The organism is Arthrobacter sp. SRS-W-1-2016, assembly GCF_002009585.1.
Taxonomy (GTDB): domain Bacteria; phylum Actinomycetota; class Actinomycetes; order Actinomycetales; family Micrococcaceae; genus Arthrobacter; species Arthrobacter bambusae_A.
In genome coordinates, this window is the sequence record NZ_MTPV01000032.1 from 1 (window position 1) to 430 (window position 430).

A 430-nucleotide genomic window follows, 5' to 3' on the forward strand; every position below is an offset into this window, starting at 1 on the left:
CCGGGCTCTGGCCAGGCTTCGACCACTCCGAAATCCCCATCACCTCCGTCACCAACGGCGTCCACGTACCCACCTGGGTGGATCCCCGCATCTCTGCCTTGGCCCGCCAGCAGTTTGGGACCGAGGCCGAGGCCTTGGGCCGCTGGGATCTCGCCTACAACGTCAGCGACGAGGACGTGTGGGCGCTGCGGCGGCAACTCCGCGTATCCCTCGTGGAGGATGTCCGGCGTCGGCTCCGGGCGGCGTGGAAGAAGCGTGGTGCGGCTGATGCCGAACTGGGCTGGACGGACACCGTGCTGGACCCGGACGTGCTCACGATCGGTTTCGCCCGGCGCGTGCCCACCTACAAGCGCCTGACCCTGATGCTCCGGGACCCGGCCCGGCTCAAGGCGCTGCTTCTGCACCCGAAGCACCCGATCCAGCTGGTCAT

At 68.6% G+C, this 430-nt stretch carries 1 pseudogene; it reads left to right on the forward strand.

The features are described 5' to 3' along the window. Window positions 1–430, forward strand: a pseudogene (locus tag BMF89_RS07780) (DUF3417 domain-containing protein); the annotation flags it as partial.